Genomic DNA, 23,477 nt, shown 5'->3' with positions numbered 1-23,477 from the left:
GCCTCCTGTGTGTCCCGGGTCGGGTCTACCGCTCGGACGGCGGGATGTGCGCGGTCTGGATCGGTCCGGTGAAGAGCGCTCCGCGCTCGTCGTCCTCACGGAAGAGCGAGCTGTCGCCCTCGGTGGAGCGGCCGCGTCGGCGCAGCGGCGTCGCGGGCTCGGCGAGCTGCACGCGCTGGACGGGCAGGGCGTCCGGGTGGGTGCGCTGCAGCCAGTCGACCATCTCCTCGCGGACGTAGCACCGCAGGTCGAACAGGCCACCCGCGTCCGGGGCGGTGACCAGGACGCGGACCCGCACCAGCCCGCCCACGGCGTCGGTGACCTGCAGCACCTTGGTCCGGCGGTCCCAGATCGTCGACGTCTCGAGGATCCGGTCGAGTTCCTTCCGCATCTCGGCGGGGCTGACACGCCAGTCCAGGTCGAACTCCACCGCGCCGAGCAGTTCGCTGCTGGTGCGCGTCCAGTTCTCGAACGGGGTGGACGTGAAGTACGTCGAGGGCAGCACGAACCGGCGGTCGTCCCACAGGTGGACGACGACGTACGTCAGCGTGATCTCCTCGATCCGGCCCCACTGGGTCTCGACCACGACGACGTCGTCGACGCGGATCGACCCGGAGAACGCGAGCTGCATGCCGGCGATGACGTTGCCCAGGGTGGACTGCGCCGCGAGGCCCGCGATCACGGAGATGAGTCCGGCCGAGGCCAGGACGCTCGCGCCGGCGGCCTCGACCCCGGGGAAGGTCAGCAAGATCGCGCCGACGCCGATGATGACGAGCACGGCGACGGTGACCCGCCGCAGGATCAGCACCTGCGTGCGGACCCGTCGCGCGACGCGGTTGTCCGGGACGTCGACGCGGTAGCGGTGCAGGCCGAGGCTCTCGAGGAACACCGCGAGCTCGCACGCCAGCCAGGTCCCGACACCGATCGTGACGACGAGGAACGCGTGCGAGACGTGGTCACGCCACGGGTACGCGTCGGTGTTCGGGATGGATGACGCGAACGCGATCCAGAGCAGCACGACGAGCAGCATCGTGCGGACGGGGTGCTTGGTGCGCCGGGAGAGCGCGGCGGCCCAGCGTTCGCGTCGACCGAGCCCGCGGAACACCAGGTGCAGGACGAGAGCGGCCACGGCGGTCGCCAGCAGGGCGAACCCGACCGCGACCAGGAGCTGGAGGAGGATGTCCATCTGCCCATGGTGCCAACTCGACGACGGGCGTGGCCCAGTCGCCGGACGACTCGGTGCGCATGTAGCGTGTCGGCCATGACAGCGCAGAACGACACAGGCGTGGAGCAGGCGCCAGCGAACGACTTCTCGCACGAGCAAGAGGGCTACCAGCACGGGCTGAAGCCCCGGCAGCTGCAGATGATCGCGATCGGCGGTGCGATCGGGACCGGGTTGTTCCTGGGTGCCGGTGGACGCCTGCACACCGCCGGGCCCGCCCTGGCCGTCGTGTACCTGATCGCGGGCGTGTTCGCGTTCTTCATCCTGCGGGCGCTCGGCGAGCTCGTGCTGCACCGTCCGTCGTCCGGGTCCTTCATCTCGTACGCGCGCGAGTTCTACGGCGAGAAGTTCGCCTACGCCGCGGGCTGGATGTACTTCCTGAACTGGGCGATGACCTCGATCGTCGACACCACCGCGGTCGCGCTCTACCTGCAGTACTGGCGGGCCTTCACCGCGGCGCCGCAGTGGCTGCTCGCCCTGATCGCGCTCGTGGTCGTGCTCGCCGCCAACATGGTGGCGGTCAAGGTCTTCGGTGAGCTGGAGTTCTGGTTCGCCATCATCAAGGTCGTCGCCCTGGTGGCGTTCCTGGTCGTCGCGCTGATCTGGCTGATCTTCGCGTTCCCGGTCGAGACGGGTGGCGAGGCCGTCCGGACGGGCTTCTCGATCTGGCAGGACAACGGCGGCCTGATCCCGAACGGCCTGCTGCCCGCGGTGCTCGTGGTGCAGGGCGTCGTCTTCGCCTACGCCGCGATCGAGCTCGTCGGCACGGCGTCCGGCGAGACCCAGGACACCGAGAAGGTCATCCCCCGCGCCATCAACTCCGTCGTGTTCCGCATCGCGGTGTTCTACGTCGGGTCGGTCGTGCTGCTGTCGCTGCTGCTGCCGTACACGTCGTACAAGGAGGGCGAGAGCCCCTTCGTGACGTTCTTCTCGTCGCTCGGCAACCCGCAGGTCGGGGTGATCGTCGGTTCGATCATGAACTTCGTGGTGCTGACCGCGGCGCTGTCGTCGCTCAACGCCGGGCTGTACTCGACCGGTCGTGCGCTGCACTCGATGGGCATGAACGGATCGGCGCCCAAGTGGACGACGAAGATGACGAAGGGCGGCGTGCCGTTCGCCGGCATCCTGCTCACCGCGGCCTTCACCGTCGCCGGCGTCGCCCTGAACTACTTCGTCCCGAAGCAGGCCTTCGAGATCGCGCTCAACATCGCGAGCCTCGGCATCATCACCGCCTGGGGCACGATCATCCTGTGCCAGATGCGCCTGCGGCAGTGGGCGAAGCAGGGCAAGGCGAAGGAACCGTCGTTCAAGCTGCCCGGCGCCCCCGTGACCGCGTGGCTCACGCTGGCGTTCCTGGTGTCGGTGCTCGTGCTCATGGCGATCGACTGGCCCGTCGGCACGCTCACCATCGCGTCGCTCGTGATCATCATCCCGCTGCTGATCGTGGGCTGGTTCCTGCAGCGCGACCGCATCCTGCGCATCGCCCAGCTGCGCGAGGGGGTCACGGGCCCGTACCCGATCACCGGGCGCGACCCCGCGAACCAGGTGCGCCGCGACGGCGACGGGAACTGACCCTGTCCGTCCAGCGCGAACCGCGCGGCGACAGCGTCGGCCGGTCGGGCACCCGCCAGTACGATCAGCGGGTGCCTGACCGTGCCGCTCCCCCGATGCTCGACCTCCAGCTGACCTGGCGGGGCTGCTTCGGGCGCGTCCGGGTGTTCCCCGACCGGGTGCACGCCGAGACCAGCTTCGAGCGGGACGCCCTCGAGCCGGTGCCGATGGACGCGGTGCGCGGCTGGCGCATCGAGCCGTGCGACTTCGATGCCGTGTGCGTGGAGTTCCTCACCCCGGACGACACCTGGCGGGTGCTGCTCGACACGTCCGACGAGCAGGTCGCCGCGCTGGCGCTCCGCCGGGTCCTCGGGCAGCCGGCACCCACCGAGTCCTGACCGACCGGCGCAGCCCACCCCGCGGCGCGGACCGGTGCGGGTCCACCCCGCGGCGCGGACCGGCGCGGGTCCACCCCGCGGCGCGGACCGGCGCGGGTTCAGCCCGCGGCGTACTGCATCACCCGGAACGGTGCCCCCTGCGGGTCGACGACGTCCGCGGCGCGCGTGTACGGCCCCTCCCACGTCGAGCGCACCCGGCCCCCGAGGGACTCGATCCGGGCGGTCGCCTCGTCGCGGTCGGCGACCCCGAACGTGACGTACCAGTCGTCGGGGCCGGCGTCGATGTGGGCCAGGGCGGCCACGACGTCGGCGAACTCGGGCGGTGCCCCGGCCTGGCGTTCGCGGATGTGCGGGTCCGACGTCGCAGCCAGGTGGTCGCCGTACCCGGGGAGCAGGAGCATCGTGCTCGGCCCCTCCTGCACGCCGGAGCGTTCCCAGCCGAACAGCTGCTGGTAGAACGAGAACGCCGCGTCGGGCTCACTGGAGCGCAGGTCGCTGAACACCCAGCCCCCGGGCGCGTTGATGTGCTGCGCGCCGAGGCGGTCGCGGGCCTGCCACAGCGCGAAGGCTGCCCCGCGCGGATCGACACACGTGGCGCCGCGTCCGGCACTGCCACCCGGGCCCGCGTCCGCCGGCGCCGTCGCCGTGCCACCGAGGTCGACGACGCGGGTGACGACCTGGTCGACGTCGTCGACCGCGATGGTGGTCCACCACGCGGCGGGGTCGTCGCTCGAGGCGATCGCGCCGACGTCACGGCCGTCGAGTGTGGCGATCCGGTACGACCCCGGCACGGACGGCGGCAGTCGCTCCTCGAGCTGCCAGCCGAACAGGGCGGCGTAGAAGTCGGCGGCGGCGTCCGGATCCGGGAAGCTCCCCTCGATCCAGCTCGGGACGCCCTGCGGGTACGTGCGCGGTGTCGCGTCGGTCATCGTGGCCTCCGGTCAGGTGCGGCGGATGCGCCCCGGTCTACTCCGTCACCGTGCTCCGTGACCAGCTCCCGGACCGGGACTGAGCGCCTCAGTCGTCGGTGTCGACGGTGTTCGTGACGACGTCACCGGACCCTGCGTCGATCCGGATGCTGTGCTTCGTACCCGAGGCATCGCGGACGTCGCCCTCCCAGACGACGGTGCCGGCGTGGTCGTCGAGTCCGAGCTCGGTGACCGAGCCCGCGACGGCGCCGGTGAGTCGGTCCGCGGCTTGCGCCACGTCGAGCTCGGCAGCGTCGACGAACCGCTGGTTCTCCGCGACGTCGTCGGGGTCCGTGCCGTCGGTCCGCGGCGCGCCCTCGGCACCGGTGCCCGCGGCGTCGGTGTGGACCTCGCGCTCGGTGCCGTCCTCGGCGACGACCAGCACCTCCCAGGCCGAGCCGTTGCGTTCCTGCTCGATCGACACCACGGTGCCGGAGCCGACGGACTTGCGGGCGGTGGCGGCTGCGTCGACGAGGGCGTCGTTCGACCGGGCTGCGCTGCTGGGAGCGGTCGTGGCCCCACTGGCGGTGTCACCGGCGGCCACCGTGGCGCCGTCCGAAGGGTCGTCAGCATCGGCACAGCCGCTGACGGCGAGGCCGCCTGCGAGGAGGACGGCGGCGGAGATGGCGATGCGGCGGGTCCGGGTCATGTCGGTGATCATCATGGGAGCGAGCCTGGCTGGCGGGTGCTGAAGCAGACCTGAAGCGGGCTGAGCGGAGACCGGGCGCCGGGGACGCGCGCATCATCCGCCGACCGGCATGCGCACGACGAACCGTGCACCGCCACCGGGCGCGTCCTCGACCACCACGCTGCCACCGTGCGCGCGCACGGCGTCGCGGACGATCGCCAGGCCCAGGCCGGACCCGCCGTCATCGCGACTGCGGGCCTCGTCCAACCGGACGAACCGGTCGAACACCCGGTCCCGCTCCCCCACCGCGATCCCGTCGCCGTCGTCCTCGACCGTCAGCTCGGCGATGGTCCCGACCTGCCGCACGCCGATCGCGACGGTGCCACTGGCATGACGCGCGCCGTTGTCGACGAGGTTCCGGACGACCTGGCCGAGCAGCCGGTGGTCGCCGAGGACGCGGGCCGGACCGATCCCCGAACCGTCTGCGCGTACCCGGCCCTCGGCGCGAACCCGTGCCACCTCGGACAGCGCCAGGTCGTCGAGGTCCACCGGCCGCCGCTCGACGAGCCCGCGTTCGTCCAGACGGGAGAGTTCGAGCAACCCGTCGACGAGCGCGGCCAACCGGTCGTTCTCGGCGAGCACGACGTCGGTCAGGTCGGCCAGGTCGATCCTGTCCGGGTGCGCGCGCGCCACCGACGCGTGCTGGCGCACCGAGGCGATCGGCGACCGGAGTTCGTGGGACGCGTCCGACACGAACCGCCGCTGCGCGGCAGCCGACCGGTCCAGTCGCTCGAGCATGTCGTTCATGGTCGCGGCGAGCCGAGCCACCTCGTCGCCCGTGGACGGGACCGCGACGCGAGCACCGCGGGACGCGCCGCCGACCTCGGCGACCTGGCTCCGGATCCGTTCGACCGGTCGCAACGACCGGCCCACGACGACCCACGTGCCGATGCCCATGAGCAGGACCAGCAGCGGCACCCCGACCGTGAGCAGTGTCACCACCGTGGTCGTGGCCGTGTCCGCCGCCTCGAGCGACGACCCGAACACCACGGTGGCGTCGGAACCGTCCGGCAGGTCGGCGTCGTCCGCCACGAGCAGCCACCGCTCGCCGTCGTGCGACCACCGAGACTCGTCGGTGGTCGGCAGCGCGGGTGGGTCGGCGTCGTCGCCGTGCGCCAGGACCCGACCGTCCGTGCCGACGACCTGCACGAGTACGTCGTCGTACCCGGCGACCGCCCGCGCGCCGTCGGTCTCGACCCGGGCGGTCGCCTGTTCCAGTCCGCTCTCGGCGCTGGTCCGCACGCCGTCGAGCAGCACCAGCCGCAGGACCGTCACGAACAGCACGGACCCGACGACCAGCGCGGCGGACACCAGCAGTACGGCGGCCAGCGTCGTCCGTGCCCGCACACTCCGCGGCGACCGCAGCAGGGAGCGTGCCCTCCGCTCACGCACCGTCCACCGCCAGCCGGTAGCCGGCACCCCGCACCGTCTCGATCGTGGCTCGCCCGAACGGCCGGTCGACCTTGCGCCGCAGGTGCCCGACGTAGACCTCGACGATGTTCGGATCGCCGTCGAAGTCGACGTCCCAGACGTTCTCGATGACCTGCCGCTTCGAGCAGACCTGGCCAGCTCGGCGGACCAGGAACTCCAGGACGGCGAACTCCCGGCTGGTCAGGTCGAGCGGGACCTCGCCGCGCGAGACGGTACGGGCTGCCGGGTCGAGCGCCAGGTCGTCGACGGTCAGGACCGCCGGGCGCTCGCGAGCACCACGACGCACCAGGGCACGCAGGCGCGCGACGAGCACCGGGTGCGAGAACGGCTTCGTGACGTAGTCGTCGGCGCCGGCATCGAGCGCCTCGACCTGGTCCCACTCGCCGTCCTTCGCGGTGAGCATGAGCACCGGCGTCCAGTCCTGCTCAGCGCGCAGTGCGGCGCAGACCGCCCAGCCGCTCAGGCCGGGCATCATCAGGTCGAGGACGATGGCGTCGTAGTCGAACTCCCGCGCGTACCAGAGGCCGTCGACGCCGTCGTGCGCCACGTCGACCGCCCATCCCTCGGCCTCGAGCCCTCGGCGGACGCCGTCCGCCAGCCGGACCTCGTCATCGACCACCAGGACACGCATGGACGGCAGTCTGTCGGGTGCCGCTGAAGCGCCGCTGAAGTCGCGGCTGGCGCCGAGATGGACGGGAGGCCCGTGGCGGGGTCGCCACGGGCCTCCCGTCCGGTGTGGGCCGGGGTCAGACCGCGGTCAGACCAGCAGCAGGATCCCCGCGATCACCGACGCGAGCGCGATCGCCATCGCGATCAGCAGCAGGATGAAGTGCACACGGTAGAAGGTGGTCGGACGGCCCGATGCGTCACGTGCACGGGTGTCCTTCGCGACGCGCTGGAAGAAGCGCGGCCAGGCGATCACGTTGAAGAGGGCACCGACGAACAGGACGACTGCGGCGAAGACGAGCACCCGTTGATCCTACCGATCGGCCGTGCGGGGCCGATGCCAGCGGTGGCGCTCGGCCGCCCCCAACGCGGCCGAGTCCCACCGGCGATCACCACACGGATGTAGCAACTGCTACAGACACTACACGGTGGTCGAGACGTCGTCGAGCCACCCGTTCGGGGCGACGTCGCGCTCGGCCCCGTGCCGGGCTCCGTGCACGATCCGCAGTCGTGCCGGACCGGTCCACGCCGCGACGAGGGCACGACTGGTCGCCAGCGGAACGGTTCGATCGGCGTCGCTGTGCACGACGAGCAGCGGCATCGCGTGCCCGGTCACCACGGGCCGTCGGAGCTGGAGGGGTGCGGCCTGTCCGGCGAGTCGCGACAGTCCGGGCACCGCGAGCACCACCGACACAGCACGACCCAGGCTCCGTCCCAGCACGCCACCGCCGACGCCGTGCGCGATGGTGGGGACCCAGTCGGTGAGCGGTCCGGTGAGCACCACGGCGCGGACCGTCACCGGCAGCGGGTCGTCGGACGCCAGCGCTCGCAGCCACAGGAACGCGCCGAAGGACCAGCCGAGCAGCACCACCTGCTGCGCACCGTGCTCGGCGGCGTACCGCAGCCACGCTCGGGCCTCGTCGGTCTCCCGCACGCCGAAGCGGTGGCGCCGCGTCGGCCAGTGGGCGGAGTGCGCCGCGAACAGGCAGGTGTACCCGAGCACGGCAAGACGCGGGGCGATCTCCTGGTGGCGGAGCGGGTGCGAACCCAGGCCCGGCAGCGCCAGGGCCCACCGCGAACCGTCGCCGACGCTCGGCGCGACCCACCCCTGCAGCTCGTGTCCGTCGACGTCGTGCACGTGCACGCCACGCAGTCCGGCGTCGGGCTGCGGTGCGGGCGCGGGTGGCTCGTGCACCGCAGCCGCACGGCGGGCGACGAGCGCGGTCGCCGTGAGCGCGAACGTGGCCGCGGCGAGGGCGACTCCGACCGCGGCGGCACGAGCCGGTGGGCCGGGTCTGCCGACGACGAGCGCGGGGCGGCCGCTACGCGACATCGAGCGCGGCTTCGGCGCGGGCGAGCACCGCGCGCTCGCGATCACTCAGCGAGGACCGTGTGCTGCGGACGCCGTCGTTGATCTCGACGATGAGCCGACTGAGCCGCGTCGCCGGGTCGTCAGTGTCGGGGTACTCGTTGTCGCTGCCGAGCCGGGCGTGCAGCGGCGCGAGGGTCTGGATCGCCCGTTCGACCTGGCGTGACCGTCGCGCACGGGCGGTCCGGTGTCCGATGACCAGCAGGAGCATGCCCGATGCGACGAAGACCACCGCGCCCGGGGTCAGGACGTCGTAGGGCAGCGAGAGTGCCCGCGTGACGGACAGGTCCCCCAGCACGTGTGCCAGGTCCATCACCACGACGACGACCATCCGCACGACGCCGAACACCCCGCCGACCACGAGCACCCACAGTCCGACCAGGTCGGTGCGGGAGCGGGCTTCGCGCAGGCGCAGCACGCAGATCACGCCCGTGGCGCCGAGCGCGACGCCCAGGTACACCGTCTGCGCGATCGAGTACACCGCCGCCGCAGCGTGGCCGCCGGCGTCGAGCATGAAGGTCGTCGTGGTCGGGGGCTTGTCGAGCACGGTGAACGCGGTGACGATCACGATGCCGACGACCGCGCACGCCACGATGATCGCGTTGCGCAGCCAGGGCCCAGCGGCACCGACGGCCTTCGCCACGCCCCACAGCAGCGTGCTCGTCCCCGCGATCATCAGGCAGTCGCTGATCACCGTCACCAGGTTGAACCCGCCGAACACCGGGTCGAGCCAGCGGTACAGCGGGTCGATGTTGGTGACGATCGTGGCGCAGAACAGCAGGAAGGTGACGGCGAGGGTGCAGTCCTGCCCGCGCTGCAGCACGAAGAGCACGACGGCCCCCACGACCAGCAGCGCCGCCTGGACGACGGCCAGGATCACCGCGACGCCCCCGCCGGCGAGCGACGCGGCATCATCCGAAGACGCCGCGGAACGCGCTCGGGCGCCCGCGGTGGTCGCGGATCAGGGCGGCGAGTTCGTCGGCGAACAGCTCGGCTTCGCGCTCGAAGTCGTTCTCGAAGAGCCCGCGGGCCATCGCCCGTTCGACCTTGTACTCGGGCAGGTCGGGGATGACGTCACGGATGTACGCCGCCTGCGCCGAGGCCTGGTGGTGCGCGTGCAGCACGTGGCCGAGCTCGTGGCCGATGACGAACGACCGGAAGGTCGAGGACGGGGTGGGCGAGATCATGATGAGGTGCTGGTGCTCGAGCGTCGCGACGAACCCGCACACGGGTTCAGCGGCCAGGAACGCTTCTTCGCGGACGACGATCGGCTTGCCGACCACCTGCGCGGCGGCGACGACGGCCTGGTCGACACTCGACCATCCCTCGGCACGACCCCGTGCCCAGAACTCGGCGACGTGGTCGCTCACGGCACGATCCCGCGCTGGGACTCTTCCTCGATCACCGAGGCGATGCGCCGGAGTGCCTCGGGCGAGAGCTCGCCGGGGAACGTCCGCGCTGCGAACCCGCTGACCCGGGCGGACCGCAGCGAACGGACGAGGGCGAGCTGGGCGCCGATGCGCTCGGGGACGTCGCTGTCCTCGAGCAGGAAGCGCTCGTCGACCTCGAAGAAGCCGGCGAGCAGCTGCAGCAGCGCGGTGTCCCGGTTGCGCCGACCGTCACCGGAGAGCATGTAGGTCCACTTGGCCCGCGAGAGCGACCCCCCGCGCGAGTCGACGTAGTCCTCGATCGCCGAGAACGGCACCGGCGTGCCGCGCTGGGACTCCTCGAAGTCGAGCAGCAGGTTGAGACGGCGAGCGAGCTCGGCCGCGTCGAGGGCACCACCCTTGGGTTCCCGTGTCATCACGTTTCCCGACCCCCTCGGATACACGGGAACCCCCGCCGGAGCGAGGGTTCCTTGTTCGTGGTGCACCCCCTCGGACTTGAACCGAGAACCCACTGATTAAGAGTCAGTTGCTCTGCCAATTGAGCTAGAGGTGCATGCCCGTGACGCTTGGGCGGTGTTGTGGTGTGTGCCGCAACGGGAATCAACAATAGCATGGGTTTCGCGTGCCGGAGACCACCTGTCGGCACCGACTGAACAGGAGCACCATGACCGATCGTCTCGCCGCCGGCGACACCGCACCCGACTTCACGCTGCCCGACCAGGACGGTGTCGAGCACGCCCTGGGATCGCTCCGTGGGCGCAAGGTCATCGTGTACTTCTACCCCGCCGCGTCCACCCCGGGCTGCACCACCGAGGCGTGCGACTTCCGCGACAACATGTCGTCGTTGCAGGCCGCCGGGTACCAGGTCCTCGGCGTCTCGAAGGACGACCTGCCGGCGCTCAAGCGGTTCCAGCACGAACAGGCACTGACCTTCCCGCTGCTCAGCGACCCCGACCTGGCCGTGCACCGGGCGTACGGCGCGTGGGGCGAGAAGAACAACTACGGCAAGGTCGTCACCGGCACCATCCGTTCGACGATCGTCGTCGACGAGGACGGCCGCGTCGAGCTGCCGCTGTACAACGTCAAGGCCACGGGCCACGTGGCGAGCCTGCGGAAGAAGCTCGGCCTGGTCTGACCGGACGCAGCGCACGGACCGGAGGCGCGGTGCCAGCTGGCACCGCGCCTCCGGTCCGTGCGGTGCGGGGCTACTCGACGCGACGCGCCAGCGCGGCCGTCACCGACTTCGACAGCACCAGCGTGATGGCGACCAGGGCGGGCAGCAGCAGCGCCCAGCCGACCGACGGGACGCGGAACACGCCCTGGAACGCACCGATCGCCAGCGCTCCCTGCAGGACCTGCCACACGATGATGCCGCTGCGCACCCACGAGCGAGACCGCCAGAGTCCGACGAGCATCGAACCGAGCCAGAGCGCGGCGATGGCCGTCAGCACCGTGAGCGCGATGCCCGAGGCGAGGCTCGACGCCGGGGAGACCAGCACCTCGACCAGCAGGAACACCGTCGCTGCCACCAGGGCCGCGAACTCGAGCGCGACCACCACGAGCAGCACGAGCATCGCCCGGGAACGCGGCTGGCGCGGCGGCTCGTGGGGGTCGAGCAGATTCGAGGTGGGCTCAGACACAGTGATCCTCCAGCATTGCAACCCTTGATTTGGCCATATCAGTATGGAACGATGTTCGAGGTCGTTTGGACGGCACGATGTGGTGTGCGTCTCCCGTGGTTCGATGCTCCTCCCCCGAGCATCTGCGGGCGTCGGACTCTCCCCGCACGGTTTCCTCCCCACAGGATCCTCCCGTACGTCACATGAGCATGTGCAGAGTCCTCGAGCCCCGAACCACGGCCCCGGCCTGCCGTTCGAGCATCGACATCAAGGAGCACCACCACATGGACTGGCGTGACAAGGCAGCCTGCCTCACCGCGGACCCCGAGCTCTTCTTCCCCGTCGGGAACACTGGTCCCGCGGTGGACCAGATCGAGAAGGCCAAGTCGGTGTGCGCACGGTGCACCGTGACCGAGATGTGCCTGCAGTACGCCCTCGAGAACAACCAGGACTCGGGCGTCTGGGGCGGCCTCAGCGAGGACGAGCGTCGCGCGCTCAAGCGCCGCGCCGCGCGCGCTCGCCGCGCCTCCTGACGCAGCAGCACTGACGCACCAGCACTGACGCACCAGCACTGACGACGACGCCCGCCGGGCCCCTCGGGGCGCGGCGGGCGTCGTCGTGCGCGCGCCGTGCGGGGTGCATGCCGGCCCGTTCGCACAACCAGGAGCACGGCGCACCACGCGAACACGTGGCGCGGGGTGACTTCCGTTGCGCGGGGGCAGTCGCAACCGCCTGGAGGCCCGCGACCGGTCCGGCGGATCGGTGGCGGGCCTCCAGGCGGTCGCGTCGCTACGCGGCGGCGGTCTCCCACCGGAACGGGATCGAGATCGTGACCTCGGTGCCGCTGCCGGTCAGGGTGTGCCAGTCGATCGTGCCGCCGAGCTCACCCTGGATGAGGGTCCGGACGATCTGCGTGCCGAGCCCCGAGCCGACCTTGCCCTCGGGGAGCCCGACGCCGTTGTCGCGGACCTGGATCGACAGGTGGTCGTCGGAGCGGTGCGCGACGATCTCGACCTCGCCGTCGCGACCGTCGAGGCCGTGCTCCACCGCATTCGTGACCAGCTCGGTGAGTCCGAGTGCCAGGGGTGTGGCCGCTTCGGACGGCAGCACGCCGAACTCCCCCGTCTTCTTCGGATGCACCGTGGTGTTGTGCGACGCCGCGACCTCGGTGACGAGCTTGAGCACGGAGTCGAACACCTCGTCGAAGTCGACGTTCTGGCTGAGCCCGGTCGACAGCGTGTCGTGCACGACGGCGATCGCGGCGACGCGGCGCATGGCGTTCTGCAACGACGTGCGGGCTTCGTCCGAGTGGGTGCGCCGTGCCTGGATGCGCAGCAGGGACGCCACCGTCTGCAGGTTGTTCTTGACGCGGTGGTGGATCTCGCGGATCGTCGCGTCCTTGGTGATGAGCTCGCGCTCCTGGTGCCGCATCTCGGTGACGTCGCGGCAGAGCACGACGGCGCCGATCCGCTCGCCGTGGTCGCGGAGCGGGATCGACCGCAGGGTGACCGTGACGCCCTTGGACTCGATGTCCGCGCGCCACGGTGCGCGACCGGTGACGACGAGCGGCAGGGACTCGTCGACGTCGAGCTGCTGCCCGAGGAGCTCGGTGGTGACCTCGGCCAGGGACTTCCGCTCGAGCTCTTCCTCGTAGCCCATGCGGTTGAAGGCGCTGAGCCCGTTCGGGCTCGCGAAGGTGACGATGCCGTTCGTGTCGAGGCGCAGCAGACCGTCACTCGCGCGCGGGGCACCGCGGCGCGGGCCGGCCGGTGCGCCGAGGTCCGGGAAGTCCCCGGTCGCGATCATGCCGAACAGGTCGTTCGCACTCGCGGTGAAGTTCAGTTCCTGACGACTGGGCGTGCGCGACTCGTCCTGGTTCGAGTGGCGGGTGACCACCGCGATCGGACGGTCGGTCGTCTGCTTGCTCTTCGGGCTGAGCCGCCGCAGCACCGGGATGGCGCGGACGCGGGTCGGGGTGTCCTCGTACCAGTCCGGCTCGGCGGAGTCCGTGACGCGCGCGCTGGCGAAGCTCTGGGTGACCTGCTCGCGCCACTCCTCGCGGATCTCCTGCCCGACGATGTCGCGGTAGAACAGGGTCGCAGCGGACGACGGACGGGCGTGGGCGACCGCGACGAACGAGCCGTCCTCGGCAGTCGGGACCCACAGCACCATGTCCGCGAAGGACAGGTCCGCCAGGAGCTGCCAGTCGCCGACGAGCAGATGGAGCCACTCCACGTCGGCTTCGGAGGACCGGCCTTGCGCGAGGACGAGATCACTGAGGGTCGACACCGCATCAGTCTAGGTGCGACGGCCTGTGGAGAATCGCTCTCCGTCCACAGGTGAACGCTCGATGAAATCTGAATGTTGCATTCCCCATACGCTCGATCTCCGACGGAAGGGGCCCGGGTGGCGCGGGAAGCACAACGGATCGATGACGATGCGGAGGAGCCGCGACGAGCACTGCGGCCGGGCTCGGGCGGCGCAGTCGCACGCCGGCCCGACCAGCCAGCGGGCGGGGCCGACGGCCAGGCGACCGGGCCAGGTGACCCGGCGGAGACAGCCCGCGCGCTGGCGCTCTGCGTCGCCGAGATCCTCACGGGAGCACGAGAGGTCGACAGCATCGCGCGGTGGATCACCGAGGACGTGCATCGACATCTGCAGCAGCGTGCCGCGTACGCCGCGCGGGCTCGATCGGCGGCGCGACGACACAGCCGGCGGGCGTCGATCCGCGTCGGCGGTGCCGTGGTCAGCCGTCCGGCAGAGGGCGTGGCCGAGGCGAGTGTCGTGGTGCACACGCGGTCGCACGCCCGAGCGGTGGCGATCCGGCTCGAGGTGCGGTCGGGCCGGTGGCGGGCGACCGCGGTCGCCATGCTCTGACGGCGGCGACGCGCTCGACGGGGTGCGGGGTGCGGGGTGCGGGGTGCGGGGTGCGCCCGGCATGCGACGCGCCCGGCGGGGCGTGCCCGGCGGGACGCGTGCCGCGAGCACGGCGTGCGACGCGCCCGGCGGGGCGTGCCGCGGGCGCGGTGTGCGACGCGCCCGGCGTGCCGTGCGCGGCACGCCGCGATGCGCCCGGCGGTGCGCCGCACCCGCGTGCGGACGTCGCACCCCGTCACCCCCGGGCGCGACGTCCGCCCGGGGGTGCGACGGAACCGCCCCGGGGTGCGACGCGCCCATCCCAGGGACAGGCGCCACCCGTCAGACCGACGCCGAGCCTCCACAGCGGCACACACACGCACCGCACCCCCGTGCGCACGTCGCGCCCCGTCACCGACGGGCGCGATGTCCGCCCGGGGGTACGACGCGACCGCTCGGCGGCAACGGCAACGGTGCCGACGCCGACGACGGTGCCGGGCACGACGAAGCCGCCCTGAGTCCGGCGCGGTCGTGTCGGACCGTCGCCGGGCCCCTGAGCGGCTCGTCGTGTGCGGTGTCCGGGAGCGTCAGCCCTTCTTGGCGGCCTGACGACGGTCGGCACGGTTGGTCGCCGTCGCCTGGCCGGTGGCCGTGGCAGCCGAGCCGAACGCCGAGCCCTTCTCGGGCGCGACTTCCGCTTCTTCCTCGGCCTGGGCGCGCTGCGCGAGCGCGGTTGCGGCCTGTTCGAGGCGCCCCTGCTCGTCGCGGACCTCGACCTCACCGTCGATGGACGGTGCCGAGAACTCGAGGCCAGCGACCTCTTCTTCGTCCAGGCCCTTCGCCTGGATGACCGCGTTCTCGCCGTCGGACTGCACCTGCACCTCGAGGTTGAACAGGAAGCCGACCGACTCTTCGCGGATCTGGCCCATCATGCTCTGGAACAGCGCGAAGCCCTCGCGCTGGTACTCGACGAGCGGGTCGCGCTGCGCCATGGCACGCAGGCCGATGCCGTCCTTCAGGTAGTCCATCTCGTACAGGTGGTCGCGCCAGCGGCGGTCGACCACGGAGAGGACCACGCGGCGCTCGAGCTCACGCATGGCCTCTTCGCCGAGGGTCTCCTCGCGCTGGGTGTAGGCCAGCTTGGCGTCGGAGAGGATCTCGCGACCGAGGAACTCGCGCGTCGCCTTGCCCTTGGAGCCGGCCTCGGTGATGACCTCGTCGATGGTGATCGAGATCGGGTACAGCGTGCCGAGCTCGGTCCACATCGCGTCGAGGTCCCAGTCGTCCGGGGAACCTTCGCTGGTGTGGGTGTCGATGACGTCGTCGATGACGCTCTTCAGGAACGACTGCGTGCGTTCGTGCAGGTCGTCGCCCTCCAAGATGTGGCGACGGTCACTGTAGATCGCCTCGCGCTGGCGGTTCAGGACGTCGTCGTACTTCAGCACGTTCTTGCGGATCTCGGCGTTGCGGCCCTCGACCTGCGACTGGGCCGAGCGGATCGCACGCCCGACGAGCTTGTTCTCGATCGCCAGGTCGTCCGGCACGTTCGAGCGGCCCATGAGGCTCTCGGCGGCGCCGGAGTTGAAGAGCCGCATCAGGTCGTCGGTGAGCGAGAGGTAGAAACGGCTCTCGCCCGGGTCACCCTGACGGCCGGAACGACCACGGAGCTGGTTGTCGATGCGACGCGACTCGTGGCGCTCCGTGCCGAGGACGTACAGTCCGCCGGCTTCGCGGACCTTGTCACCCTCGGTCTCGACGATGGCCTTCGTCGCGGCGAACACCTCGTCCCACGCGGCCTCGTACTCGTCCGGGGTCTCGGTCGGCGACAGGCCCTTGGCGTGCATCTCCTGGACCGCGAGGAACTCCGCGTTGCCGCCGAGCATGATGTCGGTACCACGACCGGCCATGTTCGTGGCGACGGTCACAGCGCCGACGCGACCCGCCTGGGCGACGATCGCTGCTTCGCGCGCGTGGTTCTTCGCGTTGAGGACCTCGTGCTTGACGCCCTTCTTGGCGAGCAGCTTGGACAGGTACTCGGACTTCTCGACGCTGGTGGTGCCGACCAGGACCGGCTGGCCCTTCTCGTGCCGCTCGGCGATGTCCTCGGCGACCTGCTCGAACTTGGCCTTCTCGTTCTTGTAGACCAGGTCGGTCTGGTCGAGACGCCGCATCGGCTTGTTGGTCGGGATCGGGACCACGCCGAGCTTGTAGGTCGACATGAACTCGGCCGCTTCGGTCTCGGCGGTGCCCGTCATGCCCGAGAGCTTCTGGTACAGCCGGAAGTAGTTCTGCAGCGTGACGGTGGCCAGCGTCTGGTTCTCCGCCTTGACCTCGACGCCTTCCTTCGCCTCGATGGCCTGGTGGATGCCCTCGTTGTACCGACGGCCCATCAGGATGCGACCGGTGTGCTCGTCGACGATCAGGACCTCGCCGTTCATCACGACGTAGTCCTTGTCGCGCTTGAACAGGGCGTCGGCCTTGATCGCGTTGTTGAGGAACGAGATCAGCGGGGTGTTCGCCGACTCGTAGAGGTTGTCGATGCCGAGGTAGTCCTCGACCTTCTCGATGCCGGGCTCGAGCACGCCGACGGTGCGCTTCTTCTCGTCGACCTCGAAGTCCTCGCCCGCGGTCAGACGACCGGCGATCGAGGCGAACTCGGTGAACCAGCGGTTGGCTTCGCCCGAGGACGGGCCGGAGATGATGAGCGGCGTGCGGGCTTCGTCGATGAGGATCGAGTCGACCTCGTCCACGATCGCGAAGAAGTGGCCGCGCTGCACCATGTCAGCGGCCTGCCACGCCATGTTGTCGCGCAGGTAGTCGAAGCCGAACTCGTTGTTCGTGCCGTAGGTGATGTCCGCGGCGTACTGCTCGCGGCGTTCGATCGGCGACTGGTTCGCCACGATGCACCCGGTCGTCATGCCGAGCGCGCGGAACACGCGGCCCATGAGCTCGGACTGGTACGACGCCAGGAAGTCGTTGACGGTGATGACGTGCACGCCGCGGGACGGGATCGCGTTGAGGTACGCGGCGGTCGTCGCGACGAGGGTCTTGCCCTCACCGGTCTTCATCTCGGCGATGTTGCCGAGGTGCAGTGCGGCGCCGCCCATGAGCTGGACGTCGAAGTGCCGCATGCCGAGCGTGCGCTTGGCGGCTTCGCGCACGGCGGCGAAGGCCTCGGGCAGCAGGTCGTCGAGGGTCTCGCCGTTGGCGTACCGCTCACGGAGCTCCTTGGTCTCGTCCTGGAGCTCGGCGTCGGTGAGACTCGCGAAGTCGTCCTCGAGGTCGTTGATGGCCGAGGCGTACGCCTTCAGCCGACGGAGGGTGCGCCCTTCACCGATGCGGAGGACCTTCTCCAGCACGTTTGCCACGTGAACTCCTTACGGGGTCGTCGCGCGCGGGTGGCGCGCCGATCAGCCAGTCATGCTAGCAACCCGCACGAGCGGGCTGCTGTGAGCAGCGGTGTGCACGGCCCGCGGACGGACCGTGCACACCGACTGGTCGTCGTCCGTTGCTAGGCGATGGCGCTGGCCGGCTCGGTGCGGCGGTCCTGGGCGTCGGCAGCAGCGGTGCTGTCGGTGCCGTCGAGGCCGATGACGCCGTAGTCCCAGCCCTTGCGCCGGTACACGACACTCGGACGGTGGGTGTCGGCATCGACGAACAGGTAGAAGTCGTGCCCGACGAGCTCCATGTGGTAAAGCGCGTCGTCGACGGTCATCGGGGCCGCTTCGAACACCTTCTCGCGGATGACGACGGGCGAGTAGACCTCTTCGGCGTCCTCACGCGCGGCTTCGTCCACGACGCTGATCGCCCCCGTCGCCACGTCCTCGATGAGCTTGGCGTCGGCCGGGACCACACCCATGCCGTCGAAGGCCGATCCGGACGCCTCGGCCACCGAGGTGGGACGGTGACGCCCACGGTGGACCTTCTTGCGGTCGCGTGCCCGACGCAGCCGTTCCGACATCCTGGCGAACGCCAGGTCGAACGCCGCGTACTTGTCCGATGCCGCCGACTCGGCCCGGACGAGCGGCCCGGGTCCGATCAGGGTCAGCTCGACGCGGTCCTCGCCCTGGCTGCTGCCGCTCTTCTCGTGGTGGCGGCTGATGCGCACCTCGAAGGCGAGGGCGCGGTCGGCGAGCACGTCGAGCTTGTCGGACTTCTGTTCGACGTAGGTGCGGAATCGATCGGTGATCCCGACGTTCCGGCCCGTGATCGTCACGTCCATGGCGGCTCCCATCCGTACTTCGGCGCGTCGCCTCCATCCGGCGATCTACGGCGCCTTGTCGCCACACGCTAGACCCGCAGACCATCGCGCGTCACGTCGGAACCGTGGTTCGCGAAGACACCCACCGGATGCACAGTGGACACCGGGCGTTCACCCGGCAGTCAGCGCTCGACACTGGCCGTCGCCACACACCGCACCACCCGACCGCCGGCCGCCCGGACGGCCCGGACCGCCTCGGCCATGGTGACGCCCGTCGTGACGACGTCGTCGACCAGCACGACGTGCCGCCCGCGGACACCGACCGCGCGCAGGGTGCCGACCGTGGCGTCGACCCGCTCGAGCGCCGTCCGTTCCTTCTGTCCGCCACCACCGCCGTGGGTCCGGTCGGACACGGACCGCCGCGACCGGCGCAGTCGTCCGGTGCGGTGCACCCCGCCCCGCGCCAGCAGGAGCACCACGGTGTCGAACCCGCGGCGTCGACGGCCCCGGGGAGACGGAGGCACCCGGAGGACACGGGTACCCGGCGGTGCTCCGGCGAGCGCCTGACGCACGAGCGCGGCCGTCGGTCGTCCGAGCGGTGTGGCGACGTCGACCCGCCCCCGGAGCTTGAGTTCGAGCAGCAGCGTGCGGACGAGCCCCTCGTACTCGAAGGCGGCATCGAGCCGGGCGCCGGCGACGAGCCGGACCCGTCGGGGTCGGGCGGCGAGATCGGCGCGACACCGCCGGCAGAGGGCCCGGTCGGGCGCCCCGCACCCCAGGCAGGCGACGGGCAGGAACAGCCCGACCACCGCGGCCACGGCGTCCGACCAGGGACGCGGCGGGGAATCGGTGTCGGGTCGGGGTGGCGGCGGTGTCGATGGCATGCCCCGATCCTGGTGGCCGGAGCCCACCGGACGGCGGCCGACCCCGGGAACGGTGGACGAGCCTCCGGTCCGGCGGGGTGTGGAGGAACAGCCGACGGGACCGGTCGTCAGCGCTGCATGCCGAGCACCGAGGCCTTGATGCCGGTGCGGTCCCATCCGCCCCCGGCCGACTGCAGCACCTGGCCGTCGGACATCCGCAGCAGCAGCGCTCCACCGCTGCCGCCGACGATCTGCTTCGCCGTGCCGTCCGGCTTCTGCAGGGTCGTCGCCTGCCCGCCGATGGTCGACCGGACGATGCTCGGCCCGCTGGCCGTCTGCCCGAGCGTCGCGACGTCGAGGTCGCTCACCCAGGTGGCACCGACCGCCGTGCCCGTTGCGGCCTGCAGACGGACCGGGGCACCGAGCGCCGTGGGGGCGCGGTCGGAGTCGCGCACGATCGCCATGACGTAGAGCGCCGGGCCTCCGTCCGTGTCGATCAGGGCGAGCGCCCTGGTCGAGTCGCGGGACACCTGGAACGACACGAGCCGGCCGTCCGGCAGCGTCGAGGTCACCTGGTGCTGCTCGCCGCGGAAGCTCCACGCGGTGATCGCCCGCGGGTTCGTGGACTGCGCCGTCCAGACGAACCCCTGGTCGTCGACGGACGGCGGGACGAGGTCCTGGCTCGAGGTGACGCGGACGGGCTTCTTGCCGCTCTGGACGACGAAGACCCCGTCGCCGTTGCGCACCGCGGCGTCGGTCCCGGCCGCGTTCAGGGACAGCGCGTCCGGGGTGAGTGCGGCGATCGCGTCGCCGAGACCACTGCCGAGCTTCGCGACGTCGCCGGTCCCGGGAGCGGCGTAGCCCACCCCGTCGGAGGACACCACGAGCGGCCTGGGGTCGACGTCGGGGTTGACCACCGCGCTCGTGCCGCTGGAGTCGGGGATCGAGAAGCTGCCGCCCTCGATGGTCAGCTCGACCGACGAGATCGTCGCGACCGAGGAAAGGGACCGGGCGAGCTGCTCGCGCATCCGCACCTTGTCGACAGTGCTGGCCCGGAGCGCTTCGCTCGACAGGTCCACCTGGGCGCTGCCGTTGTCCACCGTCACCGCGTTCAGCGAGAGCTGCGTGCCCTCGGGGAACGACGACAGCACGGCGCCCTTCATCCAGTCCGCCGGGCCGGCCAGCAGGGCGCTGACGATCCGCGTGCTGGTGGAGGACCTGGCGAGGAACCAGCGCTCGTCGGGGACCAGGTAGCGGTAGGTCGGGTCGTAGAAGTACAGCGCGTGGGGCTGGAACACCTGCCCGAAGCTGCCCGGTGTCAGGATGATGCCGTCGGGCGCGTAGCTGATCCGCCACTCGCCGTCCTGCTTCGTGAACTGGAACGTGAGCGTCGACGACGTCGGTCGGACCGCCTGGGTGTACTCGCCGTCGCTGTCCACCGTGGCGCTCGCGGTGAGCGTGTAGGTCAGCTCGCGGTCCCCCACCTGTTCCACGTCGCCGTCCCCCTGCCGGATCGTGGTGCTCTGGCGCGGGTTCCACTTCTGGGCGAACCCGTCGCTCAGGAACTCGCGGGCGACGGCGTAGTTGTCCTGCGCGCCAGTGGCGGCGTTCACGAACCCGCGCAGGATCGCACTCTGCGTGGAGCCGTCCTCGGGGGCGCTCGGCCGGTAGTCGACACCGGAGACCGACTCGTCCTTGAGGCTCTGGCCGGTGCGGACCGGACCGCCGGTGGGGATCGCCGCACAGGCGGACACGGCGACGAGCGTCAGGGCGGCGAGCGCCACGGCGAGGACGCGGCGCGTGCGGACGCGTGCGGGGCGCGTGCGGACGCGTGCGGGGCGCGTGCGGACGGGTGCGGACGTGGCGGGGCGCGTGCGGCTCATCGGGTGGGCTCCTCTCGCGGGCCGTCGTAGGACTCGTCGAGCTCCGGCAACCGGATCGCACTCGTCGCGGTGGGTTCCTGCCCCTGCCGTGGGACGGTCAGCACGAACGCCGATCCCTCACCGAGCCGCGACCACACGTCGATGCGGCCCCCGTGCAGCTTGGCGTCGCCGAGGCTGATGGCCAGTCCAAGGCCGGTCCCGCCGATCGTTCGCTTGCGGCTGGGATCAGCCCGCCAGAAGCGGTCGAACACCCGCGTGGTGTCCTCGGCGGGCATGCCGACGCCGTGGTCCCGCACGGCGATGGCGACGGTCTTCGCGTCGCTGTCGACGACGACGTGCACGGGTTTGGCGTCGCCGTGCTCGATCGCGTTGCCGACCAGGTTGCGCAGGATCCGTCGGATGCGGCGGGCGTCGAGCTGCATCGTCGTGTGGCCCCCCGGCGTCGCCAGCCGGAGTTCCACGCCGGCGCGTTCGGCGAGCGGCCGGAACTCGTCGACGATGTCGGTGGCGAGCGCCGCGGGGACGACCGGTTCGGTCTCGAGCTCGACCGCCTGGGCGTCGTACCGCGAGATCTCCAACAGGTCGGACAGCAGCAGCTCGAACCGTTCGATCTGGTCGTGCATGAGCTCCGCCGAGCGACCCGCCGACGGTTCGAACGCGTGCCGCGCGTCGTACAGGACGTCACCGGCCAGGCGGATGGTCGTCAGCGGCGTCCGGAGCTCGTGGGAGACGTCGGACACGAACCGCTGCTGCACCCGCGAGAGCTCGGCGAGCTGGGTGATCTGCCGGCTGACCGCGTCCGCCATGCCGTTGAAGCTCCGAGCGAGGGTGGCGACGTCGTCCTGCCCGCGGACCGGGATGCGTTCGTCCAGGCGTCCGGCGGCGATCTTGCGGCTCGTCTCGGCAGCGCCGCGGATCGGGACGACGACGAGCCGGACGACGAGGGACGTGACCAGGGCGATGAGCACGATGAGCGCGACGCCGCCGATCGACAGCGTCTGCGACACGAAGTCCAGGGTCTTCTGCGCGTCGGACAGGTCGTACACCAGGTACAGCTCGTACTGCCCGGCGCTCGGCACCTGCAGCGTCGACCCGACCGCGATCCCCGGCTCGCGCCGACCGCCGTCGTCGAGACGGACCGCCTGCAGGTGCAACCGCCCGGTGTCCTTGCCCACCTCCTTCCGGAGCGCGTCGGTGATGACCGCATCGGGGAAGTACTGGCTCGCCCGGTTCTGCAGGGTCTGCGGCGTCGACTGGTTCGGGGACCGCTCGATCGCGATGCTCGTGCCGCCCGGGCTGGTCGTGTTCGACAGGATCGCGCGCTGCGCCTCGTTCTGCAGCGTCTCGAGTTCGGACTGGTTGTTGTCCTCGGCCGCGGTCGCCGCGTCGAAGATGCCCTGCGCGACGTTCGTCGCCCGAGCGGACTCCGCCTCGATCTGGTCGCGGCGCTGCGCGTACACGTTGCTCGAGATGCTCAGCATGACCGCGGTGCCGATCACGACCACCGCGAGTCCGGTCGTGGTGACGGTGATGGCCACCGACCGGAACATCAGCGATCGACGCCACAGGTACGCGACGGCGCGCCACCCGCGTCGGGCCCAGTGGCGCAACCGCCGGCGCACCTGGCCGAGGCCCGACGCACCGGACGTCGTCGGCGGCACGGTGCTCAGGCTCCCCCGGCGCGGTACCCGACGCCGCGGACGGTGGTCACGATGCGCGGGTTGTCCGGATCGTGCTCGATCTTCGCGCGGAGGCGCTGCACGTGGACGTTCACCAGACGGGTGTCGGCCTTGTAGTGGTAGCCCCAGACCTGTTCGAGCAGCATCTCGCGGGTGAACACCTGGTTCGGCTTCTCGGCGAGGGCCCGCAGCAGGTCGAACTCGAGCGGGGTGAGCGCGATGACCGCGTCACCGCGACGGACCTCGTGCCCGGGGACGTCGACCGTCAGGTCCCCGACGTTCAGGACGGTGGCGTCCGAGGCCGCCGGTCGCAGCCGCGTGCGGATCCGCGCGACGAGCTCCTTCGGGTTGAACGGCTTCACCACGTAGTCGTCGGCGCCGTTCTCGAGCCCGGCGACGACGTCCGAGGTGTCGCCTCGGGCGGTCAGCATGATGATCGGCGTGCCGCTCTCGGCACGGATCCGACGGCACACCTCGATGCCGTCGATCCCCGGCAGCATCACGTCGAGCAGCACCAGGTCGGGCTTGGTCGCGTGGAAGGCGTCGACGGCGTCGTTGCCGTCGGCGCTGAACTCGGGCTCGTAGCCCTCGGAGCGGAGGACGATGCCGATCATCTCGGCGAGGGCCTGGTCGTCGTCGACGACGAGGATGCGCGGTGTCATGGTGATGGCTGCTCTTCGGTGGCGTGCGGACGT

At 71.1% G+C, this 23,477-nt stretch carries 23 protein-coding genes and 1 tRNA gene; 5 read left to right on the top strand and 19 right to left on the bottom strand.

Translation table 11 applies throughout. The annotated features are described in order from the left end of the window. Positions 1-25 precede the first annotated feature (25 nt). Positions 26-1,186 (bottom strand): mechanosensitive ion channel family protein, encoded by a 1,161-nt coding sequence (locus tag ACLBWP_RS08500; RefSeq protein WP_243561486.1) that lies wholly within the window; start codon positions 1,184-1,186, stop codon positions 26-28. A gap of 75 nt (positions 1,187-1,261) precedes the next feature. Here ACLBWP_RS08500 and ACLBWP_RS08495 point away from each other — a divergent pair, with 75 nt between their 5' ends. After that, entirely contained in the window at positions 1,262-2,794 is a 1,533-nt protein-coding gene (locus ACLBWP_RS08495) for an amino acid permease (protein WP_243561488.1), read from the top strand. A 71-nt stretch (positions 2,795-2,865) separates the two neighbouring features. After that, positions 2,866-3,171: a hypothetical protein gene (locus ACLBWP_RS08490; protein ID WP_243561489.1), complete on the top strand. Its 306-nt coding sequence runs from the start codon at positions 2,866-2,868 to the stop codon at positions 3,169-3,171. A 98-nt stretch (positions 3,172-3,269) separates the two neighbouring features. Here ACLBWP_RS08490 and ACLBWP_RS08485 read toward each other — a convergent pair whose 3' ends face one another. From ACLBWP_RS08485 to ACLBWP_RS08440, 10 genes are all read right to left on the bottom strand, one after another. Beyond that, positions 3,270-4,100, bottom strand: coding sequence for a VOC family protein (locus tag ACLBWP_RS08485; protein WP_447654822.1), 831 nt, complete (start codon positions 4,098-4,100; stop codon positions 3,270-3,272). 88 nt (positions 4,101-4,188) lie between these two features. Further along, complete coding sequence (locus tag ACLBWP_RS08480) at positions 4,189-4,803, bottom strand: PepSY domain-containing protein (protein ID WP_447654821.1); 615 nt, start codon at positions 4,801-4,803, stop codon at positions 4,189-4,191. 78 nt (positions 4,804-4,881) lie between these two features. Beyond that, positions 4,882-6,138: a sensor histidine kinase gene (locus ACLBWP_RS08475; protein WP_447654820.1), complete on the bottom strand. Its 1,257-nt coding sequence runs from the start codon at positions 6,136-6,138 to the stop codon at positions 4,882-4,884. A gap of 73 nt (positions 6,139-6,211) precedes the next feature. Then, a complete protein-coding gene (locus tag ACLBWP_RS08470) occupies positions 6,212-6,889 on the bottom strand; it encodes a response regulator transcription factor (protein ID WP_447654819.1) in 678 nt (225 codons plus the stop codon). Positions 6,890-7,015: 126 nt separating this feature from the next. Then, positions 7,016-7,228, bottom strand: coding sequence for an SCO4848 family membrane protein (locus ACLBWP_RS08465; RefSeq protein ID WP_447654818.1), 213 nt, complete (start codon positions 7,226-7,228; stop codon positions 7,016-7,018). A gap of 117 nt (positions 7,229-7,345) precedes the next feature. Next, positions 7,346-8,257, bottom strand: a complete 912-nt coding sequence (locus ACLBWP_RS08460) for an alpha/beta hydrolase (RefSeq protein ID WP_447654817.1) — start codon at positions 8,255-8,257, stop codon at positions 7,346-7,348. Further along, on the bottom strand, positions 8,247-9,173 hold the full coding sequence (locus tag ACLBWP_RS08455) for a hypothetical protein (protein ID WP_447654816.1): 927 nt from the start codon (positions 9,171-9,173) through the stop codon (positions 8,247-8,249). Before ACLBWP_RS08455 ends, ACLBWP_RS08460 begins: the two co-directional genes overlap by 11 nt. Before the next feature lie 31 nt (positions 9,174-9,204). Continuing rightward, the gene (locus tag ACLBWP_RS08450) at positions 9,205-9,663 is read right to left on the bottom strand and encodes a hypothetical protein (protein ID WP_447654814.1); all 459 of its coding nucleotides are present in this window, start codon (positions 9,661-9,663) and stop codon (positions 9,205-9,207) included. Then, positions 9,660-10,097 carry a hypothetical protein gene (locus tag ACLBWP_RS08445; protein WP_243561501.1) on the bottom strand — a complete coding sequence of 146 codons (438 nt, stop codon included), beginning with the start codon at positions 10,095-10,097 and terminating at the stop codon, positions 9,660-9,662. Before ACLBWP_RS08445 ends, ACLBWP_RS08450 begins: the two co-directional genes overlap by 4 nt. Before the next feature lie 61 nt (positions 10,098-10,158). After that, positions 10,159-10,234 (bottom strand) — tRNA-Lys (locus ACLBWP_RS08440). A 111-nt stretch (positions 10,235-10,345) separates the two neighbouring features. On the opposite strand from ACLBWP_RS08440, the gene bcp reads away from it, so the two are divergent. After that, positions 10,346-10,816, top strand: coding sequence for a thioredoxin-dependent thiol peroxidase (bcp, locus tag ACLBWP_RS08435; RefSeq protein ID WP_243561503.1), 471 nt, complete (start codon positions 10,346-10,348; stop codon positions 10,814-10,816). 70 nt (positions 10,817-10,886) lie between these two features. Here bcp and ACLBWP_RS08430 read toward each other — a convergent pair whose 3' ends face one another. Continuing rightward, positions 10,887-11,321, bottom strand: coding sequence for a hypothetical protein (locus ACLBWP_RS08430; protein ID WP_447654813.1), 435 nt, complete (start codon positions 11,319-11,321; stop codon positions 10,887-10,889). Positions 11,322-11,584: 263 nt separating this feature from the next. Between ACLBWP_RS08430 and ACLBWP_RS08425 the strand changes: the two genes are divergently transcribed. Next, positions 11,585-11,833, top strand: coding sequence for a WhiB family transcriptional regulator (locus ACLBWP_RS08425; protein ID WP_017888820.1), 249 nt, complete (start codon positions 11,585-11,587; stop codon positions 11,831-11,833). Positions 11,834-12,089: 256 nt separating this feature from the next. On the opposite strand, the gene ACLBWP_RS08420 is transcribed toward ACLBWP_RS08425, so the two are convergent. Beyond that, a complete protein-coding gene (locus tag ACLBWP_RS08420; RefSeq protein ID WP_243561506.1) occupies positions 12,090-13,589 on the bottom strand; it encodes a sensor histidine kinase in 1,500 nt (499 codons plus the stop codon). 117 nt (positions 13,590-13,706) lie between these two features. Here ACLBWP_RS08420 and ACLBWP_RS08415 point away from each other — a divergent pair, with 117 nt between their 5' ends. Further along, positions 13,707-14,177 (top strand): Rv3235 family protein, encoded by a 471-nt coding sequence (locus tag ACLBWP_RS08415; RefSeq protein WP_243561507.1) that lies wholly within the window; start codon positions 13,707-13,709, stop codon positions 14,175-14,177. A gap of 566 nt (positions 14,178-14,743) precedes the next feature. On the opposite strand, the gene secA is transcribed toward ACLBWP_RS08415, so the two are convergent. The 6 genes from secA to mtrA all read right to left on the bottom strand — a co-directional run bounded on the left by secA (position 14,744) and on the right by mtrA (position 23,444). Then, positions 14,744-17,524 (bottom strand): preprotein translocase subunit SecA, encoded by a 2,781-nt coding sequence (gene secA, locus ACLBWP_RS08410; RefSeq protein ID WP_447654812.1) that lies wholly within the window; start codon positions 17,522-17,524, stop codon positions 14,744-14,746. 143 nt (positions 17,525-17,667) lie between these two features. After that, a complete protein-coding gene (gene hpf, locus ACLBWP_RS08405; RefSeq protein WP_447654811.1) occupies positions 17,668-18,378 on the bottom strand; it encodes a ribosome hibernation-promoting factor, HPF/YfiA family in 711 nt (236 codons plus the stop codon). Positions 18,379-18,539: 161 nt separating this feature from the next. Next, positions 18,540-19,241, bottom strand: coding sequence for a phosphoribosyltransferase family protein (locus tag ACLBWP_RS08400; protein WP_447654810.1), 702 nt, complete (start codon positions 19,239-19,241; stop codon positions 18,540-18,542). Between the two features lie 107 nt (positions 19,242-19,348). Continuing rightward, positions 19,349-21,103, bottom strand: coding sequence for an LpqB family beta-propeller domain-containing protein (locus ACLBWP_RS08395; protein WP_447654809.1), 1,755 nt, complete (start codon positions 21,101-21,103; stop codon positions 19,349-19,351). After that, on the bottom strand, positions 21,100-22,764 hold the full coding sequence (mtrB, locus tag ACLBWP_RS08390; protein ID WP_243561512.1) for an MtrAB system histidine kinase MtrB: 1,665 nt from the start codon (positions 22,762-22,764) through the stop codon (positions 21,100-21,102). The genes ACLBWP_RS08395 and mtrB overlap by 4 nt, the downstream gene beginning before the upstream one ends. Positions 22,765-22,769: 5 nt before the next feature. Beyond that, positions 22,770-23,444 carry an MtrAB system response regulator MtrA gene (gene mtrA, locus ACLBWP_RS08385; RefSeq protein WP_243561513.1) on the bottom strand — a complete coding sequence of 225 codons (675 nt, stop codon included), beginning with the start codon at positions 23,442-23,444 and terminating at the stop codon, positions 22,770-22,772. Positions 23,445-23,477: the final 33 nt, after the last annotated feature.

This window comes from Microbacterium sp. M1A1_1b, assembly GCF_053345565.1.
The sequence above is the reverse complement of the archived record's forward strand: the minus strand, read 5'-3'. Positions and strand labels throughout refer to the sequence as shown.